This window comes from Actinomyces sp. oral taxon 169, assembly GCF_013394715.1.
Classification (GTDB): Bacteria; Actinomycetota; Actinomycetes; order Actinomycetales; family Actinomycetaceae; genus Actinomyces.
In genome coordinates, this window is record NZ_CP058259.1 from 1,203,023 (window position 1) to 1,225,734 (window position 22,712).

Below are 22,712 nucleotides of genomic sequence, written 5' to 3' on the forward strand. Positions count from 1 at the left end.
CCGTTCAGGTCCAGTTCGTTCCGGATCAGTTGGCGCGGTATCTGTGGCTCGACGTCGCGCCGACTCGTGCCCGTGAGCGACTGCTCGTCTGTTGCCAAACCTGGACGGTTTCGGGCCCGGCTGGGGGACAATGGGGCCATGAGCACGATTTTCACCAAGATCATTGCCGGCGAGATCCCCGGCCGGTTCGTGTGGGCGGACGAGGTCTGCGTCGCCTTCGCCACCATTGAGCCGCACACCGACGGGCACGTCCTCGTGGTCCCACGGCTCGAGGTCGACTCCTACGTGGACGCGCCCGATGACGTGGTGGCGCACCTGGCTGTGGTCGCCAAGCGCATTGGAGCTGCGCAGGTGCGCGTCTTCGAGGCGCCCCGCGCCGGGCTCGTCGTGGCCGGTTACGGCGTCGACCACCTGCACCTGCACGTGCTGCCGATCCGCTGCGAGGAGGACCTGTCCTTCTCCTCGGCCCGCCACCCCGAGGCCCCCGAGCTCGACGCCGCCATGGAGCGTCTGCGGGCCGGCCTCGTCGAGGACGGCTGGGGCGAGTTCGTGCCTGTGCAGATGGACAGCCCTGTGGTGTGATGACGCTCTGAATCGACGTCTTCTTTGAAAAGAGGACGTCGGTGTCGAGAGTCCGATGCGACTGCGTATCCCAGGACCTGTGTCGGTCAGTCAATCTCCGTTGATGAATCACGTGAGAGGAACTGGAGGTCGGGCTGCCCCGACATCGTGTGTCGGGGCAGCCCGACAGTGCTGCTGAGGTTATCTGGACAGATCTATTAAATCTGTACTGAAGGGCAGAAATTTGTTGCCTTCCACTGTTTCCGCGGCTAGTGTCGCAGGCGTTGGATATGCATCCCAGCTGGAAGGCGGAAAATGTGTGCTCGTGGCGTCCTGGAGAGGATGAGGCATCGTGGTGAGGGTGGAGACAGACCTGTCTCTCTGACGGTTCTTTGGATCGTTATCATGGCTCCGGCTTCTCGAGTGATGGCAGGGCTTCAGGAAGGTCACACAATATTCAGGCATATTCCGTATGAGGTGTTCCCTCTTGTGATGACTGGGCCGTTGATCGCGACGGTGGTGTGCAGGCTCATGGTTCCTGGGTGGTTTCCGGGGGATACTCCTCAAGTCTCTGTCAAGATGCTGCGCAGAGGGTGGATTGCGGTCGGGTTCACTGCCTCTGTGTACGGAGCTCTTATGGTCCTGCTCATCGAGCCCGGAGGGCTGTCATTCGTCCCGCCGGGCTGGGCGGGTCCTGGCGTGGTGCTGCTGGTCGTTGTTGGTTTGTTCGTTGGTAGTTGGTGTGAGGAGATCGGGTACAGAGGGGTGATGTACCGAGCAATGGCCGAGAGATGTCACCCCTGGCTGCGTGTCATCGTTAACGGCGCCTTCTTCGGTGCCTGTCATTTGCAGTATTTTGATCTTGGTCTCCTGTATGTCACTCTATTCATGGGGTGTGCCATTGGTTTGGATGTGATCATGGCGTCCGTCTGGGTGGGATCTTGGCGGAATCGTGTTCTCGCGGCCTCTGTGGTTCATGGTGTCGCTAATGTTGTGCTTCAGGCTGTGGGCGTGGAGTACACGGTGGGGACATGCTTGATGTGGTTCCTGGCGACGGCCCTGAGTGCAGTGATGGCGTACATTATTGGTGTGAAGATGGGTGTTGGAGATTTTGCTGCTGCGCGTCAAGCCAAGATGGGGGTGAGGAGCGAATAGGGGTGACTTCTGGTGTTGCTTGATTTCTGAGGGTCGTTCCGATCTGCGGAAGCGATGTGACGCCGTCGGAGGCCAGGAAATGGCCTGCACCCGGAACGGTGACGACGTCGGCGTCAAGCGCGGTGGCGACATCCAGCGAGGCCTCTTGGGGGACGAGTGGGTCGTTGTCGGAGTGGATGACCGTGGTGGCGCCCAGAAATGGACGCAGCTCACGGGGGTCCGCGCCCTTGAGGAAGTCGCTCAGTCCGGTGATGAGGAAATGGTCGAGCTCCGCCTCGCCCGTTGGAGGGAGATGCTGTGCGAAGGGGGCGACGGCGATGAAGGCCGCCAGGTGCTGTTCGTCACGGTGGTCCGGTGAGCTCGAGATGACCCGCTCGATCGCTCGAAGCGCGGCGATCCCACCAAGACTGTGCGTCACAATTGCCAGTCCTGCCAAGCTGTCCAGTGATGATCCGATTCTCTCGGCTATCATCGGAACCCAGATCGAGGCTCGAGGGGCCTGAGGGGAAGGTAGTTCCAGTGCCTCGAGGTGGGGCACACTCCGCGCGAGCCAGGGAAACCAGTGCTCGTCAGGCCCCGCTCCGAAGCCGTGGACGAGAATGACCCTGTCGAACCCGTCGAGTCCGTAAGAGGGGTGATGTTCTGTCACGTGATCCATGCCCCTGGACGGTAGACGTTGACGCCAGTGGCAAGGTCAAGCAGAAGCTGCTCAACGGAAAGGAGCGTTCCTCGTGCGTATCGGAGAGTTCGCCCGGCAGGCGGGCGTCAGTCCCCGTTCCCTGAGGCACTACGAGGAGGCCGGTCTGCTCGTGCCCACGAGGACCTCGGCCGGATATCGGAACTACAGCCTGAAGGACCTCGACACCGTCGCACGCATCCGGCCGATCCTGGCCACCGGTCTCGGCGTTGCCGCCGCCCGGCGCTACCTGGACTGCGTCAAGGTTGCCGGTGATGACCGAGTCGTCTCCATCACCATGTGCTCCAACCTGCGCCGCGAGCTCGAGGCGGTCGAGGAGCGGATCGCCCGGCACCGCAGTCGCCTGGCGCGTGAGCAGGATGCCCTCAACCGCTTCAGGGCCGAGGCTGGGGAAGAAGAGTGAGGACGGCCCTGCTCAGGCCCTCCCCGCTGACGTGACCGGTCTCGCCCGCCCGTGGGACGGACGCCGCCGGGCCCTACTGCTGGCGGGCGATAGGCTGTGCCCCAGCACCAGGAAGCACGAGTAGGAAAAGAGCGCTGCCGCGATGTCAGAGAGAACCGCACCGGTCGAGTCCGACACCCCCTTCCGCTACACGGCGGAGCTGGCGGACTCCATCGAGACCGCCTGGCAGGACCGCTGGGAGGTCGAGGGCACCTTCAACGCCGACAACCCCGTCGGCGCTCTGGCCGGCCCCAGGGCGGACAAGGAGAAGTTCTTCCTGCTGGACATGTTCCCCTACCCCTCCGGCAAGGGCCTGCACGTGGGCCACCCGCTGGGCTATATCGCCACCGACGTCGTCGCCCGCTTCACCCGGATGACCGGCAAGAACGTCCTGTACACGATGGGCTACGACGCCTTCGGCCTGCCCGCCGAGCAGTACGCCGTCACCACCGGTCAGCACCCGCGCATCTCCACCGAGGCCAACATCGCCAACATGCGCCGCCAGCTGCGCCGCCTGGGCCTGTCCCACGACCAGCGCCGCTCCCTGGCCACCATCGACGTCGACTACGTGCGCTGGACCCAGTGGATCTTCCTGCAGGTCTTCAGCTCCTGGTTCGATCCCGAGGCCCCTCGCCGCGACGGCCGCGGCAAGGGCGCGGCCCGGCCGGTGACCGAGCTGCGCGACAAGCTCGCCTCCGGCCAGGTCCCCGTTCCCGACGGCCGCGACTGGGACGTCCTGAGCGCCGCCGAGCAGGCCGAGGTCATTGACTCCTTCCGCCTGGCCTACGTCTCCAGCGCCCCCGTCAACTGGTGCCCCGGCCTGGGCACGGTGCTGGCCAACGAGGAGGTCACCTCCGAGGGCCGCTCCGAGCGGGGCAACTACCCGGTCTTCAAGCGCAACCTGCGCCAGTGGATGATGCGCATCACCGCCTACGGCGACCGCCTCGCCGAGGACCTGGACACCGTGGACTGGCCCGAGAAGGTCAAGCTCATGCAGCGCAACTGGATCGGCCGCTCCGAGGGCGCCGAGGTGACCTTCGCCGTGCCCGGGGCCGGCCAGGGCGACCAGCAGGACGCGTCGCTGAGCGTCTACACCACCCGCCCCGACACCCTCTTCGGCGCCACCTTCATGGTGGTGGCCCCCGAGCACCCCATGCTGGGTGGCCTGCAGGCCTCCGGCTCGGTGCGCACCGAGGCCCAGATCGCCGACGACGCCGCGGCCCTGACCGTCCCGGCCGCATGGCCCGAGGGCACCAAGGAGGCCTGGACCGGCGGCTACGCGACCCCCGCCGAGGCCGTGGCCGCCTACCGCGCCCAGGCCGCGGCGACGTCGGACGCCGACCGCACCGACGAGGGCCGGGTCAAGACCGGCGTCTTCACCGGCTTCTTCGGCATCAACCCCGTCAACGGGGCGAAGGTACCGGTCTTCGTGGCCGACTACGTCCTCATGGGTTACGGGACCGGCGCCATCATGGCCGTGCCCGCCCATGACGAGCGTGACTACGCCTTCGCCACCAAGTACGACATCGACATCATCCAGACCATCGGCCCGGCCGATGACCCGCACGGCGTCGACCTGAGCTCCCAGGCCTACACCGGTGACGGTGTGGTCGTGAACTCCGCCCAGGGCGACCTGGATATCAACGGCATGGGCAAGGACGAGGCCAAGGCCACCATGATCGGCTGGCTGGAGGCCAAGGGCGTCGGCCGCGGCGCGGTCACCTACCGCCTGCGCGACTGGCTCTTCTCCCGCCAGCGCTACTGGGGCGAGCCCTTCCCGATCGTGTGGGACGAGGACGGCGGCGTCCACGCCCTGCCCGAGTCGATGCTGCCGGTCGAGCTGCCCGAGGTCACCGACTACTCGCCGCGCTCCTACGACCCCGACGACGCCGACTCCTCCCCGGAGCCGCCGCTGGGCAAGGCCACCGAGTGGGTCGAGGTCGAACTCGACCTGGGCGATGGCCCCCGGACCTACTACCGCGAGACCAATACGATGCCGCAGTGGGCCGGCTCGTGCTGGTACGAGATGCGCTACATCGACCCCACCGACGACAAGGCGCTCGTCGACCCGGCCAACGAGGCCTACTGGATGGGGCCGCGCCCTCAGGCCGGCAACATCTCCGGGGGCACCGACCTGTACGTCGGCGGCGTCGAGCACGCCGTCCTGCACCTGCTTTACGCGCGCTTCTGGCACAAGGTCCTGTTCGACCTGGGCCACGTCTCCTCGTCCGAGCCCTACCACCGCCTCTTCAACCAGGGTTACGTCCAGGCCTACGCCTACACCGATGCTCGCGGCCAGTACGTGCCCGCCGACGAGGTCGAGGAGGTCACCGCCGAGGACGGCACCACCAGCTACCTGTGGCAGGGGCAGCCGGTGCGCCGCGAGTACGGCAAGATGGGCAAGTCCCTGAAGAACATCGTCACCCCCGACGACATGTACGAGGCCTACGGTGCCGATACCTTCCGCGTCTACGAGATGAGCATGGGCCCGCTGGACGCCGACCGCCCGTGGGACACCCGCGCCGTCGCCGGCAGCCAGCGCTTCCTGCAGCGCCTGTGGCGCAACGTCATCGACGAGACCACCGGCGAGCTGACGGTGACCGAGGAGAGCGCCGACGAGGAGACCCGCCGGCTCGTGGCCAAGACGATCGTGGGCGTGCGCGAGGACTACGAGGGCATGCGCCTGAACACGGCCATCGCCAAGCTCATCGTCCTCAACAACCACCTCACCGGGCTCGGGGCGGTCCCGCGCGAGGCCGTCGAGGCCCTCGTCCTCATGACGGCGCCCGTGGCCCCGCACATCGCCGAGGAGATCTGGAAGCGCCTGGGCCACGAGCAATCCCTGGCCCACGAGGACTTCCCGGTCGTGACCGATGAGGCGCTGCTGGCAGCCGAGAAGGTCACCTGCGTCATCCAGGTCAAGGGCAAGGTCCGCGACCGCCTCGAAGTCGACCCCGACATCTCCGAGGCCGAGCTCGAGAAGCTGGCCCTGGAGGCCCCCGGCGTCATCCGCACCCTGGACGGGCGCGGGGTGCGCAAGGTGATCGTGCGTGCCCCCAAGCTGGTGAGCATCGTCCCCGAGTGACCGCGGCGGGCTCCCCGACGGCGCCGCTCGCGGTCGCGCCGCGCTAGCCCTGGAACAGCATGAGGGGCTGCACCAACCGAGATTGTTGGTGCAGCCCCTTCGTCTTGCTTGAGCCGGTTCTCAGCGGCGCCTGAGGGTGCCGAAGATGGAGCGCGTGATCTCGCGGGTGATCTGGCGGCCCACCGAGCCGATGGTCTTCTCGACCTCCCGCTGGCGCCGCTCGGCGGCCTTCTCCGCCTCGCGCTGGCGACGCTGGGCCTCCTTGACGGCCTCGCGCTCCAGGCGCTCGGCCTCCTTCTGACGCTGAGCCGCCTGGCGGGCGGCCTCCTTCTCCAGGGCCTTCTGCGCGGCGGCGTCGGCCTTGGCCTGCTCCTTGGCGGCCTGCTCGGCGGCGCGAGCGGCCTCGGCGGCCTCGGCGTCGGCCTGGACCCGCTGGGCCAGCAGCTCGTAGGCGGACTCGTTGTCCACACTCGTGGCGTACTTGGGTTTCAGCGGTGAGGAGGACAGCTCCTGGTTGACGGTGCCATCCTGGGCCGGCCCCATGACGGCGGCGGGCACGTTGATGACCACCGGGGCCACCGGCGCCGGGCGCCCCTTCTCGTCCAGCACGCTGACGACGGCCTGGCCGGTGCCCAGCGACGTGAGCACCCGGCTGAGGTCCACCGGGCTGACCGGGAAGGTGGAGACCGCCTTCTTGAGGTTGGCGGCGTCGGCCGGGGTGTGGGCGCGCAGCGCGTGCTGCACCCGGCTGCCGAGCTGAGCCAGGACCTCGTCGGGGACGTCCGTGGGCGACTGGGTGATGAAGACGATGCCCACGCCCTTGGAGCGGATGAGCCGCACCGTGCGCACCACGGCCTCCAGGAAGGCCTTCGAGGCGCCGGAGAACAGCAGGTGCGCCTCATCGAAGAAGAACACCATGGTGGGCTTGTCCGGGTCGCCGACCTCCGGCAGGGTCTCGAAGAGCTCGGCGAGCAGCCACATAAGGAAGGTGGAGAACAGCGTGCCCTGGGACTGGATGTCGGCCAGCTCCAGGGCGGAGATGATGCCGCGCCCATCGGGGGAGACCCGCATGAGGTCACGCACGTCGAGCGCCGGCTCACCGAAGAAGGCCTCGCCGCCGGCCGCCTCCAGGGCGGCGATCTCCCGCAGGATGACTCCGGCCGTGGCCGCGGAGACCCCGCCGATGGTCTTGAGCTCCTCCTTACCGGCCTCCGTGTTTGTCAGGTAGTCAACGACGGCGCGCAGGTCCTTCAGGTCCAGCAGGGCCAGCCCCTGGCTGTCGGCCCAGTGGAACACCAGCTGGAGGGCGGAGGCCTGCGTGTCATTCAGGCCCAGGACCCGCGAGAGCAGGATCGGCCCGAACTCGGTGACCGTCGTGCGGATCGGGGTGCCGCTGATCCCGGCGCCGGAGTCCGACCCGCCGAGGTTGAACAGCTCGATGGGGAAGGACTGGCCCGTCCAGTCCTGGCCGGTGGAGGCGATGCGGGAGGCGATCTTGTCGTTGGAGGCTCCGGCCTCGGCCAGTCCGGTCAGGTCCCCCTTGACGTCGGCCAGGAACACCGGGACGCCGGCGGCGGACAGCCCCTCGGCCAGGAGCTGGAGCGTGCGGGTCTTACCGGTTCCGGTCGCCCCGGCCACCAGCGCGTGCCGGTTGAGCAGTCCCAGCGGGATGCCCACCGACAGGTCCTTGACCGCCGCGGGCTCGCCGCCCGAGAGCGTGTCGAGGTAGGTGCCCACCGGCAGGGTGGGGGAGGAGAAGCTGTAGCCGGAACGCACCTGGGCGGTGTAGCCGGTCTCCTCGGCCTCCTGACTGCCCGATGCCTGGTCGGCTGCAGCGGCGGTCTCGGCCTGCGCGGGTGCCGGCTCCTGAACTGGCTCCTGCACTGGTTGCTGGGGCTGCTCGGCGGCCGCAGCCGGTTCGTCGGAGGGGGCGGCGTGGGCCGCCTGAGCGGGGGGCTCGCCGGCCTGCTCCACGGCCGAGGCCGGGGTGGAGGCGATGGCGGCGTCAAGGGCCGCCTGGGCGGCGGCTGCCTTGGCTGCGGCGGCTTCGGCGGCGGCCTGGGCGGCCTCGGCCTTGAGGCGTGCGATCTCAGCGGAATCGGTCATGGAGCCATCGTAAACGCCGAACCTGCCAGTGCGCTGACCTAGGCGTGCCAGTGGAGCCGGCGCCGTTTCTGACCGCGAGAGAGGCAGGAGCCCGGCGAACAAGGTACCCTCGGGCCTCAACGGCGTTGAGATAGTACGTCTGATCCCGCACATGCCCGCCCCAGTGCCGCGAGGTTTACACGCCCCATGCTGCCCCCTGCGTCGTCGTTTCCGAAAGAACCGCCCCTGACGGGCCTGCTGCTGGTGCACCCGGACCACAGGAACAGGTGAACGCTGTGCGGATCGCCTTCTTCATTGACGACTACCTGCCCTCCGTCCACGGCGTGGCCACCTCCACAGCCACCTTCCGTGCCGCCCTGGAGCGCATGGGACACGAGGTCTACGTGGTGGCCCCCAAGGCCGAGGGCTATGAGGAGACCGACGACCACGTCATCCGCCTGTCCTCCTCGCGCTACTACGTCTTCGACAGCCGCGAGGTCGCCACCATCTATCCGGGCCTGGCCCGGCGCTTCGACGCCTACGACTTCGACATCGTCCACAGCCAGACCCAGTTCAGTCTGGGGGTCCTGGCGCACTGGGTGGCCAAGCGCCAGAACATCCCCCACGTCACCACCATCCACACCCTCTACACCGAGCTCATCGACGACTACCCGCTGGCCGTGGTCTCGGGCCTGCTGGCCCTGTCCGTCGCCTTCCCCGTGGCGCTCAAGTCGCAGCCTGTCCTGCCGCGCGTTCACCGGGAGACCATCAAGCACCTCAACAAGCGCGACATGAAGACGGCCCTGTCGCGTCAGGGGTGGCGCCTGACGGCGGCCTTCGCCAACAAGTGCGACGCCTGCCTGTCGCCCTCCCAGCACCTGGCCCGGATCCTCATTGACGACGGCGGACTGACCACCCCCTGCATGGTGCTGCCCAACGGGCTGGACTCCACCCGCTACCGCAGTGCCCGCGCCGCCGACTCACCGATCCCCAAGGCCCCCGGCGAGAAGATCATCATCTGTGTGGCCCGCCTCAGCCCGGAGAAGCGGCAGATGACGCTCGTTGAGGCCATGCCCCACCTGTCCGGCCTGCCGGTCAAGCTGGTGCTCGTGGGCCCGGGCCCATCCCAGGAGGAGCTGGGGCGGCGCGCCGAGGGGCTCGGGGTGGCGGACCGGGTGATCCTGACCGGCACGTGCTCGCCGGAGGAGGTCGCCGTCCTGCTCAAGCAGGCCGACGTCTTCTCCCTGGCCTCCTACCACTTCGACAACCAGCCCATGGTGTTCCTGGAGGCCGTCGCCTGCGGGCTGCCGATCGTCTACTGCGATGAGCGGATGACCGAGTGCCTCACCGAGCGCAACGCCATCCTCACCGACGGCATCGAGGGGGAGGACTTCGCCCGGGTCTTCGCCTCCCTGCTGTCCGACGACGCCCGGCTCGCCGAGCTGTCCGAGGGGGCCCTGGAGGTGGCTCAGCAGTTCGACTCCGAGACGATGACCAGACGGCTCATCAACCTCTACGAGGACCTCCTGGTCTCCTATCGCTGACGGCCGGGCCTACGGAGCAGTAGTGGCGTCTTGCCGGTCAGTGCGCGGCTTGCCGATAAGGTAGGCGGCATGTCGCTCGCCGTCGTCACCGACTCCGCCGCCTGCCTGACGGAGCCCCTGCTGCATGAGCGCGCGATCGAGGTGGTGCCGCTGCACGCCATCGCCGCTGACAACGGTGAGCCCGCCACCACCTCACGGCCCAGTGTCCAGGAGCTGGTGGACGCCTACCGGCGCGCGGCCGGCAGGGCCGAAGAGGTCCTGGCCATCCACATCTCCTCGGCCCTGTCCGGCACCATGGACAACGCCCGCATCGCCTCCGCCCAGCTCGAGGCCGAGTACCGGACCCAGCTCAACGGCCCGGGCCCGAATGTGGGGCGCCGACGCCCGCAGTGGCTGCGCGTCGTCGACTCCGGCACCAGCTCCGGCGCCCTGGGGCTCGCGGTGCTGGCAGCCTCCGGTGCCCACGACGCCCGTCGCGGTGCGGCCCTGGCTCAGGCCAGCACCGCCCGATCCTGCCAGCTCTTCGTCGTCGACGACCTGGGGCGCCTGGCCCGCTCGGGAAGGATCGACCGCACCACGGCCCGCCTGGACGGTGTCCTGGGAATCCGCCCGGTCCTGGCCCTGACCCGCGACGGAATCCGGACGCTGGAGACCGTGCGCGGGGCGGCCCGCGCCAGGCGCCACCTCATCGCGCAGGCCGTCCGCGTCGCCGGCGGCACCGCCCTGTCCGGCCCCAGGCACCCCGCCGACCCAGTACGCCTGGTCATTCAAGGTGACGACACCGACAAGCTGGCGCTGCTCGAGACCGATCTGCGCCAGGCGATGGAGGAGGCAGGAGCCAAGGTCTCCGAGGTCCTCACCCTCCCGGTCGACGAGGCGACGAGCACCCACGTGGGCCCTGGCGCCCTCGGCATCGCCGTCGCCCCGGACCTGAAGACCCACTGAGCCAGGCCTGACGACGCGGCCCGGTTGCCACAGGCCGCCAGATGCCAGTTCTCTCCACAGGGCAGACGGCCTCACCGTGCGCCCCATGGGCCCGGTCCCTACCGTCGAGGACATGGGAGCCAGACGGAGCGACGCGCACAGGTCCCTGGACGACCTTGTGCGTCTGGCCTGCTCAACCGACCCCGAGGAGCCGGTGCGCCGGCCACAGCGCCTCGCGATCGCGCCCCGGGCGGCTATCATCGCCGGCTCCGCCCTCCTCGTCCTGGCTCTCGCCCTGGCACTGAGAGCCGTGCTGGTCTCCACCGGCGCCGGCGGCCAAGCGGCTCCGGCCGCAGCGGCAGGGGCGTCGGCTCCAATGCGGCCCCCACCCACGGGGTCGGCCGCGAGTCCAGGCATGAAACCGGCCCCGGTGCCGACCACGGGACCGGCAGCGGGACCAGGTGGCTTGAGCACGACATCGGGCAGCGTCGTCGTCCACGTCACCGGGGCGGTGAGCAGGCCGGGGGTGGTGACCCTGCCCCCGGGAAGCCGCGTCACCGACGCCATCAACGCCGTCGGAGGAGCCAGCGCGGAGGCAGATACCCAGCAGCTCAACCTCGCCCGGGTCCTGACAGACGGCGAGCAGATCCGGGTCCCGCGCATCGGCGAGGTCCTGCCCGACCCCGCACCCCAACCCGGTGGGGACGCCGCCTCCGGTGCGCGAACCGCCCCGGGGAAGTCCGGGGGTGGCGGCGCATCCGGGACGATCAACATCAACACGGCCTCGGCCTCCGAGCTGGAGAAGCTGCCCGGCATCGGCCCGGCCCTGGCCGAACGGATCGTCGAGTACCGCGACTCCCACGGGCCATTCGCCAACGTTGACGCCCTCACCGACGTCCCCGGCATCGGCAAGGCCAAGCTCGAGGGGCTGCGAGAACAGGCCACCGTATGAATGAGGACCACGAAGGCAGTGGTGGGGGCAGTCCCAGTGCCCCGTGGGACGACCCCGCGCTGTATGCGCGCCTGCGCCAGGAGCAGAAGCGCAACCGATACCGAGACGGAGGTCAGCACGCCACCTCTTCCAAGGCCCCCGAGGCCCTCGACCTGCGCCTGCTCGCCCCGGCGCTGGCCTGCTGGGCCGGTGCCGGGTGGGCCGTCGGCCTCCAGGCAGCTGACGCCTGGAGGCATGCCCTGCTCCTGGCCTCCGGGTGCACCGCCCTGGCTGCGCCGCTCCTGGTGACTGTCCTGCGCTTCCGGCCACCGCGACACCGGTCCGACCCGCGTCCCGGCGCCCCCGAGCACGACCCCAGGGCCATGGGGACCCTCAGCGCCAGCCTGCTCGTGTGCGCCCTGTGCGCCGCGACGGTCCTGACCATCAGCGCCGCCCACCTGTGGGCCCGCCAGCGCGACCCGCTGACCGCGGCAGTGGCCTCCGGGCAGCCGGTCACCCTCATCGGCACCGTCTCCCAGCAGCCGCGAGTCTCAGCCACCAGCCGCTCCACCCTGGTCATCACCACTCTCGATGTCGAGCAGGTGGACACGCGGGCCTCCACCCTGAGCGCCACCGTCCTGGGCGACACGCAGTGGCTGAGCCTGCCCATGGGGACCCGTGTCCGCGTGCGCACGCGCCTGCGACCCACAGAAGCGGGACGTGCCGAGGCGGCCATCATCCCCAAGCGCGCCGGTCTGACCGTTCTTGGCCCACCGAGCGGGATACTCGGGGCCGTCACCTCCGTCCGCGCCGGTCTCGCCCAGGCCGTCAGCGCACCGGGTATCGGGGCACCGGGTACTGGGGCCCCGGGCGCCGCAGGAGTGGGGGAGGAGACAGGTCTGTGGCCGCCGGGAGCCCGCAGCCTCGTACCCGGGGTCGCCCTGGGCGACGACCACGCCCTGCCGGCCCCGCTGCGCGAGGACATGAGCACCGTCTCCATGACGCACCTGACCGCCGTCTCCGGGCAGCACGTCGCCATCATCCTGGGACTGGGCCTGGAAGCCCTCGGGGCGCTGCCTCGGCGGTGGCGGGCACTGCTCGGCGCAGTCATGCTCACCCTCCTCGTCATCCTGGTGCGCCCCTCAGGCTCTGTGCTGCGCGCCGCCACCATGGGGGCCGTCATGCTGCTGGGCGTTGTCGCCGGCAGACGTGCCGCCTCCGTGCCGGCCCTGTGCGCCGGAGCCATCGTCCTGCTGCTCATCGACCCCTGGCAGTCCCACGACTACGGCTTCGCACTGTCCGTGGTGGCCACCGCCGGGATCGTCATCGGCTCCAAGCCGGTCGCCGCCCACCTCTCACGCCGCCTGCCCAGGTGGCTGGCCGCCGCCGCGGCCCTGCCGCTGGTGGCCCAGGCCGCTTGCGGGCCGATCCTCATCCTCCTTCAACCCTCGGTGGGGGCCTGGTCGGTGCCCGCCAACCTGCTCAGCGAACCGGCCGCCGTCATCGCCACCATCAGCGGGCTCCTGGCGGCACTGGTTGCTCCGGCCTGGCCCGCAGCCGCCGCCGTCATCGCCTGGCCGGCGCTCGCGGCCTGCTCCTGGATGGTGCTCGTCGCCGGCTTCTTCGCCCACCTGCCCGGCGCCACCCTGCCCTGGCCGGAGGGACTGACAGGTGCCCTGGCACTGGGGGCCTGCGAGATCGGGGTCCTGCTCGTGGCGGCTCCTCGCGCCCGCCGCGCCCTACTGGAGGGAGCCGGGCGGTTGAGGCGGCCCGCTCGTGGCAGGCTTGCCCCATGGCAGCGACCCGCACCCCCCGCTCCCGGGGCCCGCGCAAGGCACCGGCTGGACTGCGCTGGGACCAGGCCCAGCTGGCGCCGATCGTCCTCATCCGCGCCGGCGAGGAGGTCCTCGCCGACCGGGCAGTGAGGAGCCTTCTCGCGCAGGCCAAGGCCAAGGACCCCACCACCGAGATCACGCGCCTGGAGGCCGCCACCTACGAGCCCCACCAGCTCGACACCCTGGTGTCCCCCTCCCTGTTCGGTGAGCCCCGACTCGTCTACGTTCCCGCCCTGGAGCAGATGACTGACGCCCTGCTGAGCGACCTCATCGCCTACGTGGGCGCCGCCGCCGACCCCGAGGTCAGCGTCATCCTGCGCCACAACGGGGGTCAGCGGGGCAAGCGCCTGCTGGACGCCATCAAGGCGTCGCCCTACCCGACCATCCAGTGCGAGGCCGTCAAGAGCGCCAAGGACAAGTCCTCCCTGGTCGTGGCCGACGTGCGCCGCGCCGGACGAAGCATCGCCCCCGAGGCCGTCGGCGCCCTCGTCGACGCCCTGGGCAGCGACCTGCGCGAGCTGTGCTCCGCCGTCGACCAGCTCCTCGCGGACACCCAGGGCACCATCAGCGTCGACCACGTGCGCACCTACTACGCCGGGCGCATCGAGGCCACCGGCTTCACCGTCGCCGACGCCGCCGCAGCCGGTAACACCCCGGCCGCCATCACGGCCCTGCGCCACGCTGTGGCCACCGGCACCGACCCGGTGGCCATCGTCGCGGCCCTGGCCATGAAGGTGCGCCAGCTCGCCCGGGTCGCGGCCGCCGGGGGCAGGCGCATGAGCCCCGCCGAGTTGGGCATGGCCCCCTGGCAGGTGGACCGGGCCCGCCGCGAGCTCCAGGGCTGGTCCGACGACGCCCTGGCCACCTCGATCCTGGCCGTGGCCCGGGCCGATGCCGAGGCCAAGGGGGCCAGCCGCGACCCCGTCTACGCCGTCGAGCGGGCGGTCTTGACGATCTGCAACGCCCGCCGAGCCGGCAGTCGCCGGCGCTGAGCAGTTCTCAGCCCCGCATTGCGGCCAGCGTGAGCGCCGTGGACATCGCCGCGCACGCCGCCTCGTAGCCCTTGTCCTCGTCCGATCCCGGTCCGCCGCAGCGGGCCAGCGCCTGGGCCTCGTCGTCGCAGGTGAGCACGCCGAAGCCCACCGGCACCCCGGTGTCGAGCGCCACCCGGCTCAGCCCGTCGGTCGCGGCCCGGCACACGTAGTCGAAGTGCGGGGTGCCGCCGCGGATGACGACGCCCAGCGCGACAACCGCCTCGGCACCGCCCCTCGCGGCGGCCGCGGCGAGGACCGGCAGCTCGAAGGAACCCACCGCCCGCACGACGCTCGCCTGGGCTCCGGCCTCCTCGACGGCGCGCAGCGCCCCGGCGACCAGGCCCCCCATGATGCGCTCGTGCCACTGGGCGGCTACGACTGTCACCCTCATGCCCCGTGCGTGAGGTGCGCTCTGCTCAGGTGCCCCGGATCCGCTCATCGTTCCTCTCCTTCGTTGTGGTCGCTCGTGTGCCAGGTCGAGTTATTGGCCGTCGCCTCACCGGGCGGTGAGCCCGTGTCGGACCCGATGGGTTCGAGCCCGGTGAGCAGATGGCCCATGCGGTCGCGCTTGGTGCGCAGGTAGTCGAGGTTCTCCCCGTTGGCGAAGGTCGGTGTCGGCGTCATGGAGCGGACACTGACGCCGTAGCGCTCCAGGCCGGCCACCTTGTCCGGGTTGTTCGTCATGAGCTCGACCGAGTGCACGCCCAGGTGGCGCAGCACCTGGGCGGCGGTGGCGTAGCTGCGGGCGTCGGCCGGCAGCCCCAGCGCGACGTTGGCGTCGAGGGTGTCCATACCCTTCTCCTGCAGTGCGTAGGCACGGAGCTTGTCGATGAGCCCGATGCCGCGCCCCTCATGGTCGGAGGCGTAGACGAGGACTCCGCGGCCGCGGGCGCTGATCGCCTCCATGGCGGCGCGCAGCTGCGGCCCGCAGTCGCAGCGCAGGGAGGACAGGACGTCGCCGGTCAGGCAGGCGGAGTGGACTCGGGTGAGGACCTCCTCACCGTCCGCGATGCGGCCGCACACGAGTGCGAGGTACTCGGTGCCGTCGACTCTGCTGCGCAGGGCGTGGGCGGTGAACTCCCCGTGCGCGGTGGGCAGGTGCGCCGAGACAACCTCCTCGACGAGCTCCTCGTGCAGCCACCGGTAGCGCTCCAGGTCACTGATCGAGATCATGGGCATGGCGTGGGCGTCGGCGAGCTCACGCAGCTGGTGCCGGCGCGCCATGGTGCCGTCGTCGTTGATGACCTCCACCAGGACCCCCACGGGCCGGTTGCCCGACAGGCGCATGAGGTCGACGGCGGCCTCCGTGTGACCGCGGCGCGTGAGGATCCCGCCTTCGCGCGCCCGCAGGGGGAAGACGTGGCCGGGGCGGGCGAGGTCGCTGGGAGCTGAGCCCGGGTCCGCCAGGACGTGGACGGTGCGTGCCCGGTCGGCGGCGCTCACACCCGTGGTGATGCCGGTGCGGGCGTCGGCGCTCAGCGTGAAGGCAGTCCTCTTGGGATCGGTGTTGTGCTCGGTCATCATGGGGATGCCCAGGCGGTCAAGCTCCTGGCCCGCCATGGGGGCGCAGATGATGCCGGTCGAGTGCCGGACCGCGAAGGCCAGCTGCTCGGTCGTGGCGCTCTGCGCGGGCAGGATGAGGTCCCCCTCGTTCTCCCGGCTCTCATCGTCGACGACGATGACCGTCCGGCCCTCGCGCAGGGCGGCGAGAGCAGCCTCGACGCTGTCCATGCGCGTGCCCGGGGATGCGCTCCTGGTGCTCAGCATGCCCGCTGCCCCTCCTGGCTCATCCGGGCGCCCAGAAGACGCTCGGCGTACTTGGCCAGGACGTCGACCTCGAGGTTGACCCGTTCTCCGGGCCGCCTCGTGCCCAGGGTCGTGCGTCGCAGCGTCTCGGGAATGAGCCCGACGCTGAGCGACGCCCCCGCCCCCGGCGCGGGGGAAGCGTTGGGGGCGTCGACGACGTCGACGACCGTCAGCGACACCCCGTCGAGGGCGACCGATCCCTTGACGGCGACGTAGCGGGCGATCTCCTGCGGCAGGCCGATGCGTAGGAGGTCCCAGTGCTCACCGCGGTGGTGGTCGAGGACCTCGGCGGTGGCATCGACGTGCCCCTGGACGATGTGCCCGCCGAGCCGGTCGCTGGCGCGCAGGGCGCGCTCGAGGTTGACCGGGTCTCCCGGCGCCTGGGAGCCCAGGGTGGTGCGCGTGAGAGTCTCGGCCATGAGGTCGGCGGTGAAGGTGCTCCCGTGCACGGCGGCGACCGTCAGACAGCACCCGTTGACGCTGACGGAGTCGCCCAGGCTCACGTCCTGGGTGACGGTGGGTGCCTCGACCGTCAGCCGGGCGCTGTCCTCGACGGTCTCGAGCCGGACGACGCGTCCGAGCTCCTCGACGATTCCGGTGAACATCAGTGACTCTCCTCGGTGTGGGTGTGGGCGGTGGGAACGTCGTCGGCCTCCAGATCGCCGCAGAGGCGGACGGCGAGCTCGTCACCCGCGCCGAGGACCTCGACGCGGGGGTGACTCAGCCTCAGGGCATCGGTGATCGTCGCGGCCCCGAAGTCGGCGAGAGCGGCCGCTCCCGCGCCCAGAAGGGCGGGGGCCGTGTAGGCGACGACCCGGTCGACGAGGCCGGCGCGCAGGAAGGCGGTCGCGAGGGTCGGGCCTCCTTCGAGCAGGACATGGCGGATCTCGCGCTCGGCGAGTGCGGCCAGGACGGCGCGCGGGTCGTGGTCGGGCAGGAGGAGGCAGTGGTCGTCGGCGAGCACCCTGGCGGTGGGAGGCAGGCTCCTGGCGCCGACGACGACGCGCAGCGGCTGGAGGTGGGCCGGTGCGGGCTGGCCTGCCTCGTCGCGGACGGTGAGGGCCGGGTCGTCGGCGAGGACGGTGCCGGTGCCCACCATGATGGCGTCGCACTGGCGGCGCAGGCGGTGGGCGTCGTGGCGGGCCGCCACCGGGGTGATCCACTGGCTGGTGCCGTCAGCGGCGGCGATACGGCCGTCGAGGGTGGTGGCGAGCTTCCACGTCACCATGGGGCGTCCGCGGGTCACGGCCAGGAGCCACGGGCGGTTGAGACGCGCGGCCTCCTGGGCGCACAGCCCGCGCCGTACCCGCACGCCGGCGGCCTCCAGCGCCGCCGCGCCGCCTCCGGCCTGATCAGTCGGGTCGTCCTGGGCGTAGATGACCTCGGCCACGCCGGCGTCGAGGAGCGCCTGGACGCATGGGCCGGTGCGGCCCTGGTGGTTGCACGGCTCGAGGGTGACCAGGACGCTCGCTCCTCGGGCGGAGGTGCCCGTGGCGGCGAGGTTCGCCAGTGCGTCGACCTCGGCGTGGGCGGTGCCGGCGCCACGGTGGTGGCCCTCGGCGAGGATGTCGCCGTCGGGGGAGAGGATGACGCAGCCGACCCGGGGGTTGGGGCCGGGCGGGGCGTCGGGGGAGGCCGCGGCCCGTAGGGCGCGCTGCATCGCGGCCGTCTGCACGGTGGTGAACGAGGTCATCCGGTCCTCTCCCTCGGGTGCGCTGGGGAGAGACACCGCCATGACGGAGTGCCGGGTGCACGGCACCGGGCGAGGCATGGTGTGTCCCGTGTGCGCTTCCCATCCGGACTCTCACCGTCGGTCCAGGAATTCCACCTGGTCAGCCGGTCGCTGGATGCGACCGGGTCGCGGACTGTCACCGCCGGTTCGGACTTTCACCGACCCCAGAGCACACGAGCTCATCTCGTTGGGGAGAATGTACCGCGCGCGAGTGCGTTCAGTCACCTCTGCGCGCCTATGTGACCATCCACACCTCGGCAGGGTGTCCGGGTGCGGGCGCACCGCAGGAGGGTGGCCCGCACCGGGCCTCACTTCTTGCGGTACAGGGACTTGGTGGCGTAGACGGGCTCGTTGGTGACCTGGACTCCCAGGGCGCGGAAGATGCCCTCGTCCACCGAGCCCAGGATCGTGGAGGTGTGGACCTCGCAGCCCCGCAGCGTCTCGAGCTGGTCGAGGGCCTTGCGGGCGTTGTCGTCCCCGTTGGCGGACACGGCCAGGGCGATGAGCACCTCGTCGGTGTGCAGGCGCGGGTTGCGGCTTCCCAGCCTCTGGGTCTTGAGCTTCTGGATGGGTTCGATGGAGGCCGGGGCCAGCAGGTTGACGTCATCATCGATCCCGGCCAGGAGCTTGAGGGCGTTGAGCAGCATCGCTGAGGAGCACCCCAGCAGGGCGGAGGTCTTGCCCGTCACGATGCGCCCGTCGGGCAGCTCGATCGCCGAGGCCGGCTCGCCGGTGGCCTCAGCCACCTCCAGCGTGGGCGGCACGACGGGGCGGTCCTCCTTGCTCACCCCCACCTTGGCCATGAGCAGCGCGATCCGCTGGGACTGGACGGGGGCGATCACCTCGCGCTTCTCGGTCACCAGGGCCCGGTAGTAGCGGCGGATGATCTCCTGGCAGGCGGCCTGCCGGCAGACCTCGTCGTCGCTGATGCAGTTGCCGGCCATGTTGACGCCCATGTCCGTGGGGGAGGCGTAGGGCGAGGAGCCCAGGATCTCCTCGAACAGGCGGCTCAGGACCGGGAAGACCTCGACGTCGCGGTTGTAGTTGACGGTCTGGACGCCGTGGGCGGCCAGGTGGAAGGGGTCGATCATGTTGACGTCGTCGAGGTCGGCGGTGGCGGCCTCGTAGGCGATGTTGACCGGGTGGTCCAGAGGCAGGTTCCAGATCGGGAAGGTCTCGAACTTCGCGTAGCCCGAGGAGATGCCCCGCTGGTGGTCGTGGTAGATCTGGGACAGGCAGGTGGCCATCTTGCCGCTGCCCGGGCCGGGGGCGGTGACGACCACCAGGTCCCGCCTGGTCTCGATGTACTCGTTGCGCCCGTAACCCTCCGCCGAGACGATGCGGGCGACGTCACCGGGGTAGCCGGGGATGGGGAAGTGACGGTAGACCGTGATGCCCAGCGCCTCGAGCTTGCGCTTGAAGTCCTGGGCCTGGCGGTTGTCATCAGTCCACTGGGTCACGACGACGCTGCCCACGTAGAGCCCGTAGCTGCGGAAGGCGTCGATGTGGCGCAGCAGGTCGTCCTCGTAGGGGATGCCCAGGTCCGCGCGGACCTTGTTGCGGGCGAGGTGCTTGGCGTTGACCGCCATGACGATCTCGACCTCGTCGGCCAGCTCGGCGAGCATGACGATCTTGTTGTCCGGGGTGAAGCCCGGCAGCACGCGCGAGGCGTGCATGTCGTCAATGAGCTTGCCGCCGAACTCCAGATAGAGCTTGCCGCCGAACTGGGCGCGGCGCTCCGCAATGTGGCTGGACTGCATCCGCAGGTACTTGTCGCGGTCGAATCCGATGCGCAATGGGCTCTCCTTGAAGCGGTCTGATGAACGGGTGACGGTGATGGGAAAAAAGGGGAGGGCGCCTCCCCGGTGGGAGGCGCCCTTCAGATGCTCACTGCTGCAATGGCCTCAGAGGGAGGCGACGCGCTTGGCGAGCTTGGACTTGCGGTTGGCGGCCTGGTTCTTGTGGATGACGCCCTTGGAGACGGCCTTGTCCAGCTTGCGGGAGGCTGCCTTGAGGTGCTCGAGCGCGGCGTCCTTGTCACCGGCCTCGACGGCCTCGCGCACGCGGCGCACGTAGGTCTTGAGCTCGGACTTGACGGACTTGTTGCGCAGGCGGGCCTTCTCGTTGGTCTTGATGCGCTTGATCTGGGACTTGATGTTCGCCACGGTGAAACTTTCTCGCGTCTGATTGGTCGATGGCCGGAGAGAGGGTTCGCGCCACGGGTTGACATGAGGTGGTGGGGCACCTGGCTGACCCGGTCGCCGGACCCCGCAGCCGGCCAGGCCAGAGGTCCAGTAGGCGACTGTATCATTCAGGATCCCCATGCCCCCAGGCGCGAAGCCGGGTCCAGGCGTGAGGTGCATCGCCCCATGAGCCTGCGCGTCCAGGCGGTGCTGCGGAGGCGATCAGGAGTGGTGGCGGCGCAGGGCGGCCACGACGCCGTCGAAGACCTCACGCTTCATCGTGGCCCCCTCGCGGCGCACCGAGGCCGCCTCCACCAGGAGCAGACGGTCCAGGCGCACCTCACTGGGGCGACCCTGACGGTCCCAGTCACCGGTGCCGACGTCGTGCCAGAAGCGACCCCAGCGCGCCTCCTGGGCGGCGTCGCGGTCATGATCCTTGCTCGTCATCTGGGCCACGACCAGACGGGTCTCATGGCGAGCCAGGACCAGGACGGGCCGGTCCTTGCCCTGGGCGGGATCCTCCTCGAAGGGAACCCAGGCCCACACCACCTCGCCGGGGTCGGCCTCGCCATCGGGGTCGGGGGAGTAGGCGAAGTCGGGCAGCCCCAGGGCGGAGACGTCGTAGACGCTGACGCCTCGCGCCGACGGGGCCGTCGCGCCCGCCGCGGCGCCGCTGTCGTGGGAGCGGGGCCGGGTCGGTGACGGCTTCGCCGCCGACGACTTGGGGGCGCGGGCCTGCGTGGTCTGAGCTGAACCGGATGGCCTGCGCTCCGACGTGCCCGACGGCGTCGAGGACTTCTGGGAAAGGGCGTCGCTGACGGCGTCGGAGGCAGCGCGTCCGAGCAGGGTGAGGATCCGGTTGAGAAGGCTGGACATGGGCGCCACCCTACCGCCGGGCGGGATAGGGGGCTGCTGCAGGCTCACGACGGCGACCAGCGCCACCGGTGGTCCTGCCTCGAAGCAGGGGGACCACCGGTGGTGCTGGCGAATGGGGTGACGGTGCGGCGCGCCCGCAGACTCGCGCCGGTAGGGTACTAGTTCCCGGTGCGCGTCACAGGGATGCAGATCGTCTGGGTCCCGGCCTCGGTGCCGCCTTCACTGCCGGCGACGTCGATCTGCATGGTCAGCCCCTTGGAGGGGTCCTTGGGGTCGCAGGTGCCCAGGGCCTTCCAGGTCTCCTGGGTGACCGCCTCGGCGTTGACCTGGTAGGTGCTGGTGAAGGTCATCGTGGTTGACGAGTGGGCGTCCAAGGAGTCACCGGTGCGCAAGTACAAGGAGCCGTCGTCCTGAAGGGCATAGCTGTCCGGGCCGACCCACCACGGGGTGCCGGTACCTGTCACGCTCTTGAGGGAGAAGCCGGCCGGAACCCCGGGCCGCAGGACGATATCGGAGCTGGATCCGTTGGCGTCGGTGGTGTTGGTGAAGGTGACGGTGTAGCCGACCTCGACCTCGTAGGTGCCGGTGGGCTCGGCCTCGACCAGGAAATCCGTGGGATGAGTCTCCACCTCAATCACCGGCCGGTGGTTGACGTAGTCGCTGGAGAAGGACTGGTTGCCGGTGGTCAGTGCGGCCTTGACCCGGTTGCGTCCCGTGACGCCGGTCAGGTCGACCTGGCAGGTGATGTCCTTGCCCTGGGGGACCTTGGCCGTTCCGCTGGAGACGCTGAGACTCTCGGCCGGTCCCGTGGCGGAGACGACCTTGCCTCCGAAGGAGGTCAGGTCGCAGGTCAGGGAGCCCACCTGGGCCTGCCCCTTGGTCCGGCCGGCGGAGATGGTGAAGCCGGACAGCGGGGTGGTGGAGTCGTTCCTCGCCGTCATGGTGAAGCGGGACGTGTCCTTGGCTGCGCCGTCGACCCTGACGTCCTGGGTGGACACGGTGGCGTGAGCCTCGCTGGCAGCGGGCTTGTTCGCCGTGACGGTGGGCTGAAGAATCGCGTTGCGCGTGGAGACCTCGACGGTGGGGGTGAAACGGTAGCTGCGCGCGTCCGCGCCGGGAGCCGCCACCGTGGTCCCCAGATCCAGGTCGAGGTAGCTGCTCTTGTCCCATTGGGTGTAGAAGTTGATCTCATAGGTCAGCTTCAGGTGCTCAGGAGTGCAGGATACGGCTTTGACCGAGCCGATGGGTTCACCCAGCAGGGGGTTGTACAGCTCAGAGATGGAGCTCAGCTCGGAGTCCACGATCAAGGCCGGGGGCTCGCCGCCGCCGTTGTCGATGTAGAAGGAGCTCGTCCCGGCCACCTCGTCACCGTTCTGGGAGGGGCAGGTCCAGGTCCATTGGCCCGGCACGGAGTCGGCCTCAATGGTGACGTCCGTGGCACTCTTCGGGGCAATGGCTGATGGGATGCGGACCTTCCAGCTCAGGCAGCCCTGGGCATTGCCGGAGCCATGGCAGCCGTCACCGGCCGTGTGATACAGCCCCTCCACGGTGATGTCGGTATCAGCGGAGGCCGGGGCTGCGACGGCTGCGGCGGCGAGCAGGGGAAGAGCCAGGGCTATGCGCAGGAGGCGCCGCCAGGGAAGAGCGGGTGGGGAGAATGGGAAGTGCATGAGCACGCCTTTCGGTGAGGTGAATGGAGTAAGGAACGAATTGCGTCTTCAACGGACTGCTTCTTACTGAAATGGGATTCCCGTTGTGGGAGACAGCCATATGAAGGTCGGATAGGTGAAGTACTCACCTATCCGACCTTCAACCAGCCGGA

19 protein-coding genes and 1 riboswitch are annotated in these 22,712 nt (G+C 69.8%); of the genes, 9 read left to right on the forward strand and 10 right to left on the reverse strand.

Annotated elements, in window-relative coordinates; translation table 11 throughout:
• Window positions 1-138 precede the first annotated feature (138 nt).
• Both HW274_RS05195 and HW274_RS05200 read left to right on the forward strand, forming a co-directional pair.
• Entirely contained in the window at window positions 139-582 is a 444-nt protein-coding gene (locus HW274_RS05195) for an HIT family protein (protein ID WP_075253945.1), read from the forward strand.
• A 615-nt stretch (window positions 583-1,197) separates the two neighbouring features.
• On the forward strand, window positions 1,198-1,716 hold the full coding sequence (locus HW274_RS05200) for a CPBP family intramembrane glutamic endopeptidase (protein WP_178384993.1): 519 nt from the start codon (window positions 1,198-1,200) through the stop codon (window positions 1,714-1,716).
• Here the strand turns inward: HW274_RS05200 and HW274_RS05205 are convergent.
• Window positions 1,643-2,374, reverse strand: a complete 732-nt coding sequence (locus tag HW274_RS05205; protein ID WP_081376207.1) for an alpha/beta hydrolase — start codon at window positions 2,372-2,374, stop codon at window positions 1,643-1,645. The genes HW274_RS05200 and HW274_RS05205 overlap by 74 nt on opposite strands.
• Before the next feature lie 73 nt (window positions 2,375-2,447).
• Between HW274_RS05205 and HW274_RS05210 the strand changes: the two genes are divergently transcribed.
• Window positions 2,448-2,816 carry a MerR family transcriptional regulator gene (locus HW274_RS05210; RefSeq protein WP_075253947.1) on the forward strand — a complete coding sequence of 123 codons (369 nt, stop codon included), beginning with the start codon at window positions 2,448-2,450 and terminating at the stop codon, window positions 2,814-2,816.
• A gap of 142 nt (window positions 2,817-2,958) precedes the next feature.
• The gene (locus tag HW274_RS05215; RefSeq protein WP_185989363.1) at window positions 2,959-5,940 is read left to right on the forward strand and encodes a leucine--tRNA ligase; all 2,982 of its coding nucleotides are present in this window, start codon (window positions 2,959-2,961) and stop codon (window positions 5,938-5,940) included.
• A gap of 120 nt (window positions 5,941-6,060) precedes the next feature.
• Here the strand turns inward: HW274_RS05215 and HW274_RS05220 are convergent, their stop codons facing one another.
• Window positions 6,061-8,046, reverse strand: coding sequence for a helicase HerA-like domain-containing protein (locus HW274_RS05220; RefSeq protein ID WP_185989364.1), 1,986 nt, complete (start codon window positions 8,044-8,046; stop codon window positions 6,061-6,063).
• 266 nt (window positions 8,047-8,312) lie between these two features.
• On the opposite strand from HW274_RS05220, the gene HW274_RS05225 reads away from it, so the two are divergent.
• The 5 genes from HW274_RS05225 to holA all read left to right on the forward strand — a co-directional run bounded on the left by HW274_RS05225 (window position 8,313) and on the right by holA (window position 14,251).
• Window positions 8,313-9,569 (forward strand): glycosyltransferase, encoded by a 1,257-nt coding sequence (locus HW274_RS05225; protein WP_185989365.1) that lies wholly within the window; start codon window positions 8,313-8,315, stop codon window positions 9,567-9,569.
• Window positions 9,570-9,638: 69 nt separating this feature from the next.
• Window positions 9,639-10,514, forward strand: a complete 876-nt coding sequence (locus HW274_RS05230; protein ID WP_185989366.1) for a DegV family protein — start codon at window positions 9,639-9,641, stop codon at window positions 10,512-10,514.
• 157 nt (window positions 10,515-10,671) lie between these two features.
• Entirely contained in the window at window positions 10,672-11,445 is a 774-nt protein-coding gene (locus HW274_RS05235) for a ComEA family DNA-binding protein (protein WP_185989569.1), read from the forward strand.
• Window positions 11,442-13,349 carry a ComEC/Rec2 family competence protein gene (locus HW274_RS05240; protein WP_185989367.1) on the forward strand — a complete coding sequence of 636 codons (1,908 nt, stop codon included), beginning with the start codon at window positions 11,442-11,444 and terminating at the stop codon, window positions 13,347-13,349. Before HW274_RS05235 ends, HW274_RS05240 begins: the two co-directional genes overlap by 4 nt.
• Window positions 13,346-14,251: a DNA polymerase III subunit delta gene (gene holA, locus HW274_RS05245; RefSeq protein ID WP_260679224.1), complete on the forward strand. Its 906-nt coding sequence runs from the start codon at window positions 13,346-13,348 to the stop codon at window positions 14,249-14,251. Before HW274_RS05240 ends, holA begins: the two co-directional genes overlap by 4 nt.
• Window positions 14,252-14,258: 7 nt before the next feature.
• Here holA and ribH read toward each other — a convergent pair whose 3' ends face one another.
• The 8 genes from ribH to HW274_RS05285 form a co-directional block, all read right to left on the reverse strand.
• Window positions 14,259-14,732: a 6,7-dimethyl-8-ribityllumazine synthase gene (ribH, locus tag HW274_RS05250; RefSeq protein WP_075253954.1), complete on the reverse strand. Its 474-nt coding sequence runs from the start codon at window positions 14,730-14,732 to the stop codon at window positions 14,259-14,261.
• Entirely contained in the window at window positions 14,729-16,060 is a 1,332-nt protein-coding gene (locus HW274_RS05255; protein WP_185989368.1) for a bifunctional 3,4-dihydroxy-2-butanone-4-phosphate synthase/GTP cyclohydrolase II, read from the reverse strand. Before HW274_RS05255 ends, ribH begins: the two co-directional genes overlap by 4 nt.
• Window positions 16,054-16,704: a riboflavin synthase gene (locus HW274_RS05260; protein WP_185989369.1), complete on the reverse strand. Its 651-nt coding sequence runs from the start codon at window positions 16,702-16,704 to the stop codon at window positions 16,054-16,056. The genes HW274_RS05255 and HW274_RS05260 overlap by 7 nt, the downstream gene beginning before the upstream one ends.
• Entirely contained in the window at window positions 16,704-17,792 is a 1,089-nt protein-coding gene (gene ribD, locus HW274_RS05265; protein WP_185989370.1) for a bifunctional diaminohydroxyphosphoribosylaminopyrimidine deaminase/5-amino-6-(5-phosphoribosylamino)uracil reductase RibD, read from the reverse strand. The genes HW274_RS05260 and ribD overlap by 1 nt, the downstream gene beginning before the upstream one ends.
• Before the next feature lie 86 nt (window positions 17,793-17,878).
• Window positions 17,879-18,008: riboswitch (FMN riboswitch) on the reverse strand.
• Between the two features lie 131 nt (window positions 18,009-18,139).
• Entirely contained in the window at window positions 18,140-19,627 is a 1,488-nt protein-coding gene (locus tag HW274_RS05270) for a DUF1846 domain-containing protein (protein WP_185989371.1), read from the reverse strand.
• A 108-nt stretch (window positions 19,628-19,735) separates the two neighbouring features.
• Entirely contained in the window at window positions 19,736-19,996 is a 261-nt protein-coding gene (gene rpsT, locus HW274_RS05275; protein WP_009396927.1) for a 30S ribosomal protein S20, read from the reverse strand.
• A 240-nt stretch (window positions 19,997-20,236) separates the two neighbouring features.
• Complete coding sequence (locus HW274_RS05280) at window positions 20,237-20,890, reverse strand: type II toxin-antitoxin system PemK/MazF family toxin (RefSeq protein ID WP_185989372.1); 654 nt, start codon at window positions 20,888-20,890, stop codon at window positions 20,237-20,239.
• 158 nt (window positions 20,891-21,048) lie between these two features.
• On the reverse strand, window positions 21,049-22,560 hold the full coding sequence (locus HW274_RS05285; RefSeq protein WP_185989373.1) for a hypothetical protein: 1,512 nt from the start codon (window positions 22,558-22,560) through the stop codon (window positions 21,049-21,051).
• Window positions 22,561-22,712: the final 152 nt, after the last annotated feature.

Excerpts from the sequence above, each read along its gene's own strand:
- HW274_RS05200 (WP_178384993.1), top strand. The coding sequence starts at position 1,198 with ATGGTCCTGCTCATCGAGCCCGGAGGGCTGTCATTCGTCCCGCCGGGC.
- HW274_RS05280 (WP_185989372.1), bottom strand. The coding sequence starts at position 20,890 with ATGTCCAGCCTTCTCAACCGGATCCTCACCCTGCTCGGACGCGCTGCC.
- HW274_RS05205 (WP_081376207.1), bottom strand. The coding sequence starts at position 2,374 with ATGGATCACGTGACAGAACATCACCCCTCTTACGGACTCGACGGGTTC.
- HW274_RS05230 (WP_185989366.1), top strand. The coding sequence starts at position 9,639 with ATGTCGCTCGCCGTCGTCACCGACTCCGCCGCCTGCCTGACGGAGCCC.
- HW274_RS05215 (WP_185989363.1), top strand. The coding sequence starts at position 2,959 with ATGTCAGAGAGAACCGCACCGGTCGAGTCCGACACCCCCTTCCGCTAC.
- ribD (WP_185989370.1), bottom strand. The coding sequence starts at position 17,792 with ATGACCTCGTTCACCACCGTGCAGACGGCCGCGATGCAGCGCGCCCTA.
- HW274_RS05240 (WP_185989367.1), top strand. The coding sequence starts at position 11,442 with ATGAATGAGGACCACGAAGGCAGTGGTGGGGGCAGTCCCAGTGCCCCG.
- HW274_RS05220 (WP_185989364.1), bottom strand. The coding sequence starts at position 8,046 with ATGACCGATTCCGCTGAGATCGCACGCCTCAAGGCCGAGGCCGCCCAG.
- HW274_RS05285 (WP_185989373.1), bottom strand. The coding sequence starts at position 22,560 with ATGCACTTCCCATTCTCCCCACCCGCTCTTCCCTGGCGGCGCCTCCTG.
- HW274_RS05260 (WP_185989369.1), bottom strand. The coding sequence starts at position 16,704 with ATGTTCACCGGAATCGTCGAGGAGCTCGGACGCGTCGTCCGGCTCGAG.
- ribH (WP_075253954.1), bottom strand. The coding sequence starts at position 14,732 with ATGAGCGGATCCGGGGCACCTGAGCAGAGCGCACCTCACGCACGGGGC.
- HW274_RS05255 (WP_185989368.1), bottom strand. The coding sequence starts at position 16,060 with ATGCTGAGCACCAGGAGCGCATCCCCGGGCACGCGCATGGACAGCGTC.
- HW274_RS05195 (WP_075253945.1), top strand. The coding sequence starts at position 139 with ATGAGCACGATTTTCACCAAGATCATTGCCGGCGAGATCCCCGGCCGG.